At 62.3% G+C, this 7,145-nt stretch carries 7 protein-coding genes; 4 read left to right on the plus strand and 3 right to left on the minus strand.

Going from position 1 to position 7,145, the window contains the following annotated elements:
* Positions 1–2 precede the first annotated feature (2 nt).
* Both AB4P94_RS15455 and AB4P94_RS15460 read right to left on the minus strand, forming a co-directional pair.
* Complete coding sequence (locus tag AB4P94_RS15455) at positions 3–875, minus strand: SDR family oxidoreductase (RefSeq protein WP_395611248.1); 873 nt, start codon at positions 873–875, stop codon at positions 3–5.
* Between the two features lie 12 nt (positions 876–887).
* The gene (locus AB4P94_RS15460; protein ID WP_395611249.1) at positions 888–2,666 is read right to left on the minus strand and encodes an acyclic terpene utilization AtuA family protein; all 1,779 of its coding nucleotides are present in this window, start codon (positions 2,664–2,666) and stop codon (positions 888–890) included.
* A 154-nt stretch (positions 2,667–2,820) separates the two neighbouring features.
* On the opposite strand from AB4P94_RS15460, the gene AB4P94_RS15465 reads away from it, so the two are divergent.
* The 3 genes from AB4P94_RS15465 (at position 2,821) to AB4P94_RS15475 (ending at position 5,401) form a co-directional block, all read left to right on the plus strand.
* Positions 2,821–3,444 carry a TetR/AcrR family transcriptional regulator gene (locus AB4P94_RS15465; RefSeq protein WP_395611250.1) on the plus strand — a complete coding sequence of 208 codons (624 nt, stop codon included), beginning with the start codon at positions 2,821–2,823 and terminating at the stop codon, positions 3,442–3,444.
* A gap of 85 nt (positions 3,445–3,529) precedes the next feature.
* Positions 3,530–4,327, plus strand: coding sequence for a substrate-binding periplasmic protein (locus tag AB4P94_RS15470; protein WP_395611251.1), 798 nt, complete (start codon positions 3,530–3,532; stop codon positions 4,325–4,327).
* A gap of 69 nt (positions 4,328–4,396) precedes the next feature.
* The gene (locus AB4P94_RS15475; RefSeq protein WP_395611252.1) at positions 4,397–5,401 is read left to right on the plus strand and encodes a GNAT family N-acetyltransferase; all 1,005 of its coding nucleotides are present in this window, start codon (positions 4,397–4,399) and stop codon (positions 5,399–5,401) included.
* Positions 5,402–5,522: 121 nt separating this feature from the next.
* Here the strand turns inward: AB4P94_RS15475 and AB4P94_RS15480 are convergent, their stop codons facing one another.
* Positions 5,523–6,074 carry an RNA polymerase factor sigma-70 gene (locus tag AB4P94_RS15480; RefSeq protein WP_005789991.1) on the minus strand — a complete coding sequence of 184 codons (552 nt, stop codon included), beginning with the start codon at positions 6,072–6,074 and terminating at the stop codon, positions 5,523–5,525.
* Positions 6,075–6,376: 302 nt separating this feature from the next.
* Here AB4P94_RS15480 and AB4P94_RS15485 point away from each other — a divergent pair, with 302 nt between their 5' ends.
* Positions 6,377–7,129 carry a thioesterase II family protein gene (locus AB4P94_RS15485; RefSeq protein WP_395611253.1) on the plus strand — a complete coding sequence of 251 codons (753 nt, stop codon included), beginning with the start codon at positions 6,377–6,379 and terminating at the stop codon, positions 7,127–7,129.
* Positions 7,130–7,145: the final 16 nt, after the last annotated feature.

The raw sequence follows: 7,145 nt of genomic DNA on the forward strand, positions 1-7,145 counted from the left end.
GGTTATTGCTCCGCCTTGAGCACATCAGGCAAATATGCGCGGTGAAAGCCATTGAACGGCTCACTCGGCGATTGTGCCTTGTGCAATGGCCATGCGCGGCTGCCCAGGCTGGCGGCGCCATCGATGCGCAACGTGCTGCCACTGACGAAGGCGGCAGCGGGGCTCAACAGAAACACGATGGCCGCGCTGACTTCCGATTCGGTGCCGATGCGCTTGAGCGGCACGTGCTCACGCAAGGTCGGGATCACCGCCTTGAACGCACCTTCGTAGGTGTCCATGCCGCTGGAGGCGATCCAGCCCGGCGCTACGGCGTTGACGCGCACCCCGGCGTAGCCCCACTCAAACGCGGCCGTCTTGGTGAAGTTGTCCATGCCCGAACGCGCTGCGCCCGAGTGGCCCATGCCGGGCATGCCGCCCCACATGTCGGCGAGCATGTTGACGATGGCGCCACCGTGCTTGCTCATGGACTGGTTGAACACTTCCCGCGCCATCAGAAAACCGCCGACCAGGTTGGTGCGCAGCACGGTTTCAAAGCCTTTTTGGTTGATCGATGCCAGGGGCGACGGGTATTGGCCGCCGGCGTTGTTCACCAGCCCATGGATCGGCCCGTGTGCCTGAATGATCTGCGTGACGAGCGCTTTCACCGCTTCTTCATCGCGAATATCGCAGGCCAGCCAGTGGGCGCTGCCGCCATCTTCAGCAATTTCCGCCGCCACCTTCTGCAGTTTCTCCGGCTTGCGCCCCACCAGAATCACACGGGCGCCAAGGGCCGCCAGCTCATGGGCGGTGCACCGGCCAATACCGCTGCCGCCGCCGGTGACTATCACGGTCTGCCCCTGGAACAGGTCGGCTTTGAAGATCGAGTCGAAGGCCACGGCAACGCTCCTTTAAGTGAGTTGATCGGCAATGTGCTGCGGCACGGCGATGGGGATTTCCAGCAGTTGCTGGGCGAAGGCCTTGCCTTGCGGGTCGATGCGCAGGCTGGCGATGCCGCCGCCGCCCAGGGCGTTTTCCAGCAGGAAATTCAGGCTGTGGCTGCCGGGCAGGTACCAGCGTTCGACGCGGCCGAGCTGGGGGTCGAGCACGTGGCTCATCCAGTCGACGATGACTTCAGGCGTCAAGGCTTCGGCGATCCACGGCAGGTAGTCGGGGTGACGGGCGATCACGCCGATATTGCTGTGGTTGCCTTTGTCGCCGGAGCGCGCCACGGCGAGTTTCACCAGCGGCACGCTGGCGTCGGCGCGGCCCTGGGGTTTGGGTGGCTGCACAGGTGCGGTCGGGGTGACACAGGGCGCAGAGCCGGGCAACTCGGTAACGTGGCGCGCGCCCTGAAGGTCGATCACCAGCTCACAGGCCGACTTATCGATCAGGAACGAAAACAATCGAATCAACGGATACACCGTGGGCCGCCCGCCGACGATGCCGGTCAGCCCCGGCGCCATGCCGGTTGCCGCCTGAGCAATTTCACGGGCGAACAGCACCAAGGCTGGTTTGCTCGGGTGACGCACCGCCAGCTTCACCACCACTTCGCGGCAGTCCTGGCGCCGGGCGTGGGCGCCGTAGGTGGCTTCGCTGCCGAGCAGTTCGATGTTCACTTCGGTGTAGGGTGCCCAGCCGCGTTGGCGGAACAGTTCGGCGGTCTTGTTGATGATCGCCTGGCTGACGCGCCGGGCTTTGTCGACCGCGTCGATCCCGGCGATCAGGCAACTGGCGGTGCAGCGAAAACCGTCCGGATAAGTGGCGCTGACCTTGTATTGATCGGTGGGCGGTGAGCCCTTCGCGCCCTGCAGGCGCACCGTATTTTTACCCTGTTGCTGCAATTTGACCTGGCTGAAATCGCAGATCACATCCGGCAGCAGGTAGGCGCGGGGGTCGCCGATTTCATACAGCAATTGCTCGGCGACGCTCAGCTCGCTGATCAGCCCGCCAGTGCCGTCGACCTTGTTGACGGTGAACTGGCCGTCGGCGCTGACCTCGACGATGGGAAAACCGATGTGCTCGTAGTCCGGCACGTCGCGCCAATCGGTGAAGTTGCCACCGGTGCACTGCGCGCCGCACTCGATGATGTGCCCGGCCAGTGCTGCCTGGGCGAGGCGGTCGTAATGGTGCCAGGACCAGTTGAACTCATGCACCAGCGCGGCACTGACCACGGCGCTGTCGACCACCCGGCCGGTAATCACGATATCCGCGCCCAGCTTGAGCGCGGCGGTAATCCCGGGGGCGCCGAGGTAGGCGTTGGCGGACACACAAACCGGCGGCAATGGCGCGCCGTTGTACAGGTCGGTAATGCCGTGCAGGTGTGTGAGTTGGGGGTGCAGGTCATCGCCGAGCAGCACGGCGATTTTCAGCGCAACCCCGGCCTTGGCGCAGGCCGCTTGCAGGGCGGCGGCGCAGGCTTGGGGGTTGATGCCGCCCGCGTTGCTGATCACCCGAATGCCTTGGCGTTGGATATCTGCCAGCAGCGGCGCCAGCACGTCGACGAAATCCGTGGCGTAACCCGCTTGGGGGTCTTTCATACGCGCACCGGCGAGGATCGACATCGTGACTTCAGCCAAATAGTCGAACACCAGGTAATCCAGCGCGCCGCCTTGCACCAGTTGGGCGGCGGCGGTGCAGGTGTCACCCCAGAAGGCGCTGGCACAGCCGATACGAACCGTCTTGTTCATGAGAAATCCTTACCCCGAATGGCTGGCGTCGAGACTACCAAGCAAGCGCTTGGTTTGTAAACGTTCGAAACAAGTTTTGCCCAAGCGCTTGCTTGGTTGACGGCCACGGCCTAAATTGCCGCCCAAGACGTCTGCACAAGTGAAGGAGAGTGGCATGGATGAGCAAAAAGCCCTGCGGGTGATGCGCACCATGGTCGACGGCGGCCAATTGACCGACCCCGACAGTGCCCGGGGCAAGTTGCTGCAAACCGCAGCTCACCTGTTTCGCAACAAGGGGTTCGAGCGCACCACGGTGCGTGACCTGGCGAGCGCGGTGGGCATTCAGTCCGGCAGCATCTTTCATCACTTCAAGAGCAAGGACGAGATCCTGCGTGCGGTGATGGAAGAAACCATCCATTACAACACCGCGATGATGTGTGCTTCGCTGGAGGAAGCGACAGACGTGCGCGAGCGCGTGCTCGCGCTGATTCGCTGCGAATTGCAGTCGATCATGGGTGGCAGCGGTGAGGCGATGGCGGTGTTGGTGTACGAATGGCGCTCGTTGTCGGCCGAGGGCCAGGCCCAAGTGCTGGCGCTGCGTGACCTGTATGAGCAGATCTGGTTGCAGGTGCTGGGCGAAGCCAAGGCCGCCGGCTACATCCGCGGCGATGTGTTTATCACGCGTCGCTTCCTGACCGGCGCCTTGTCCTGGACCACCACCTGGTTTCGCGCCGAAGGCAGCTTGACCCTGGAGCAACTGGCCGAAGAAGCCCTGCTGTTGGTGCTTGAGGCCGACTAAGCCACTCATTTGATGGCAAAAGTTGTCTCGACTGACAAAAACGCCTAGCTTATCGCCATCAGAGTGTTTAACGGTGTGTGCCTTGATGTTATTGCCATGGCGGCTGGCTGCAGGACTGACTTTATGGGCACTGGGCACCGCCTACGGGTTGCCGGCTTCGGCTGCGCAACTGGTGAGGATCGGCGCCGCGCACTTCCCGCCCTATACCGTCCGCCCCGAACAAGGCGCCGATACGGGCTTGCTGCCGCAACTGGTCGAAGCCCTGAACGCTGCGCAAACCGACTACCAGTTTGTGCTGGTGCCCACCTCTATCCCGCGCCGTTTTCGGGATTTCGAGCAGGGCCGGGTCGACATGGCGATCTTCGAAAACCCCAACTGGGGCTGGCAAGGCATTCCCCACACCAGTGTGGATATGGGCCTGGAGGACGCCGAAATCTTCGTCGCCCAACGTCAGCCAGGTCGCGACCAGCGCTACTTCGCCGACCTCACCGGCAAGCGCCTGGCGGTGTTCAGCGGCTACCACTATGCCTTTGCCAACTTCAACCCCGACCCGAAGAACATGGCCGAACATTTCAACGCCACGTTGACCTATTCCCATGACAGCAACCTGTTGATGGTGGCCCGCGGGCGGGCTGATATCGCCCTGGTGACCCGCTCGTACTTGAGCGACTTCATGGTGCGCAACGCGGACATGGCCGGCAACTTCTTGGTGTCGGAGCGCATCGACCAGATCTATCACCATTACGCGCTGTTGCGGCCAAAGGCGCCGATCAGTGGCGCGGCGTTTGCCGGGTTGCTCAAGGGCCTGCGGGACAGCGGCCAGATGCTGAAAATCTTCGAACCCTACCGTATTGATGTCACGGCGGTTTCCACAACGCCTTGACCGGCTAAATTTTTCGGCGTTGCTCACGTCACTTCTTCTATCTGCAGACGAATACCGTGAGCCGCCACCATGAATGACTTATCTGCCCTGCCATTGCCGGCCGGGCCCGCCCTGAATGCCGATGAAACCGACAGCCGCCTGAGCCTGACCCTGGAAGGCCAGCCACTGATTCGCCTGCGCCTCGAGCGCGGCGATGAATTGCACGTGCATTTGCAGGAGGCCAACAGCGTTGCCAACCCCCACGCCTTGTGGAGCGCCTGTTACTGGTTGTTGGTCAAGGAGCCCGCGCGCCAGCGTGTGGTCTGGCATTTGGAGCACGTGCCTGAAGAGGCGCTGCGCAGCGGGCTGCTGGTGGCAACCGAAGTGGCGGGGCAGTTTAGCTGCGAGCGCACGCTGTTCTGGCAGTTGCCCCAGCCCTGGCTTGGCCACCCCTTCAGCGGCAGCTACCCGCAGCAGATGCTCATCAGCGCCGGCAAGCGCCATCCGGCCCGGGCGCCCAAGCCGCGTGGCGAGGTTTATCGCCGTTTCGACGCGCGGCTCGGCGCCTGGATTTCGTTGCGCACCGTCGAAATCGACGTGGACCTGGCCCGCTTCAACCGTTGGCAGAACAGCACCCGTGTGGCGAATTTCTGGCAGGAAACCGGCAGCCTGGAACAACACCGCGAATACCTCGACAAGCTCGACGCCGACCCGCATACCCTGACGCTGATCGGCTGTTTCGACGACGAGCCGTTTGCCTACTTCGAAGCCTATTGGGCCAAGGAAGACCGGATCGCACCGTTCTACGACGCCGGTGATTACGACCGCGGCATTCACATGCTGGTGGGGGAGGAGCATCACCGCGGGCCGCACAAGGTCGCCAGTTGGTTATCGGCGCTGGTGCACTACCTGTTTCTCGACGACCCGCGTACCCAGCGCGTGGTAGCAGAGCCGCGTGCCGACAACGCGAAGATGATCGGCCACATGCACAACCAATGCTTTCACTGCGACAAGGAATTCGATTTCCCGCACAAGCGCGCGGCGCTGATGATTCTGGGGCGGGAGCGGTTTTTTGAGCGGTGTGGGTTGAACTGAGTCGGCCTGGCTTTATGTGGGAGCTGGCTTGCCTGCGATGCAAACACCTCGGTCTTTCAGTTAAACCAGGTTGATGCTATCGCAGGCAAGCCAGCTCCCACACAAAGCCAGCTCTAGTGGATCAAACCCGCCGCGCAAACGTATCGCTGTGGCTGCCCGACACCTTGCGGCAATGCACCAGTGCATCCCGAATCATGAAGTTCACCAGGGTCGGCGACACGCCGAGCTCCTTGGCGATGTCCTTTTGCGGTACGCCGTGCAGGCGGTACATCTCGAAGGCGTAGCGGGTGCGCTGGGGCAGCTCCGTCAAGGCGTCGGCGATGTTTTCCAGGGTGTTGAAGTTGATGTGAGAGGTTTCCGGTGAAGCGCCGTGAATGACCACATTCAAGCCTTCCTCTTCTGTCCCGGAGTACTTGAGCTCCAGGGCCTGCTTGCGATAGTGATCGATGGCCAGGTTGCGCACGATCTGGAACAGATAGCTGAGCTGGGCCTTGAACGATGAGGTGATCGTCGGTGCTGACTGCAACCGGAAGTAGGCGTCCTGCACTACGTCTTCCGCGCGAGAGCGGCAGCCCGTGATGCGTGCCGCGATCTTCACCAGGATCAGCCGGTTGTCGACGAATGCCTGGAGAAGCGGTGAGTCGCACCTGCCTGTGGATACTTGTTCCGTCATGGAAATCACCTTGTTGCAAAAGAGGTTGGGGGAGGGCGTCCTTGCTGAAGCCTCCTACACATCGGGCAACAAATTATGCTTAATGATAATGATTGTCAAATGAGAAGGCGAACTAATCTTATGCCTTCTCGTTAGGTGTGAGGTCCGTCGCACTCGTCTCCTGCGACTAATTATCTGGCGCCTCCGTCCGTTCTCTTGGGTGACAGGTCCGTTGGTGAAACGGCCAAGGATCAGCAGCCGCAGGAGGGCGAGATGGGTTTTTATCGTGCACGCAGCGTGTTTCAGTCTGGAGCCCTCACACCATGAGTGCGCCGGCTCGGTTACGTCTGTTTTGCCTGCCCTACTCAGGCGCCAGCGCCATGGTGTATGCGCGCTGGCGCCGGGTTTTGCCTGACTGGTTGCACGTGTGCCCACTGGAATTGCCCGGGCGCGGCATGCGTATGGATGAGCCCTTGCAGCGCAACATCAAGGCCTTGGCCGCGCAGTTGGCCACTGAAATCAGCCACGACTTGAACGGGCCGTATGCCGTATTCGGCCACAGCCTCGGTGGCCTGTTGGCCTTCGAGTTGGTGCATGCCTTGCGCGAACGTGGCGTGCCCGCGCCACTGGCCTTGTTCGCCTCCGGTACCGCCGGCCCGGCGCGCCGTGACGTCAGCGAATACGCCATCGAGAAGACAGACGAGCAACTGATCGCCCGCCTGCGTGAGCTCAAAGGTACAGCCGAAGATGCCCTGGCCAACCCCGAGCTGATGCAGTTGATGCTGCCGATCCTGCGTGCCGATTTTCTGTTGTGCGGCAGTTTCACCTACGGCGCGCGTGAGCCCTTGCACGTGCCGATCCACGTGTTCGGCGGCAAGCAAGACAGCGTGCGCGCCGACCAGTTGCTCGACTGGCAGGCCGACGCCGCCAGCGGCTTCTCACTGGACATGTTTGACGGCCACCACTTCTTCCTCGTGCAGCACGAAAGCGCTGTGCTGCGCTGCCTGCGGCGCTATGCCGATGAGCACCTGACCCGCTGGCGCACTGGCGCGGCGCGGCAGCTGGCCGCCGGCTGAACGTTCTCTAATTCCC

This window comes from Pseudomonas sp. B22129, from assembly GCF_044218875.1.
GTDB lineage: Bacteria > Pseudomonadota > Gammaproteobacteria > Pseudomonadales > Pseudomonadaceae > Aquipseudomonas.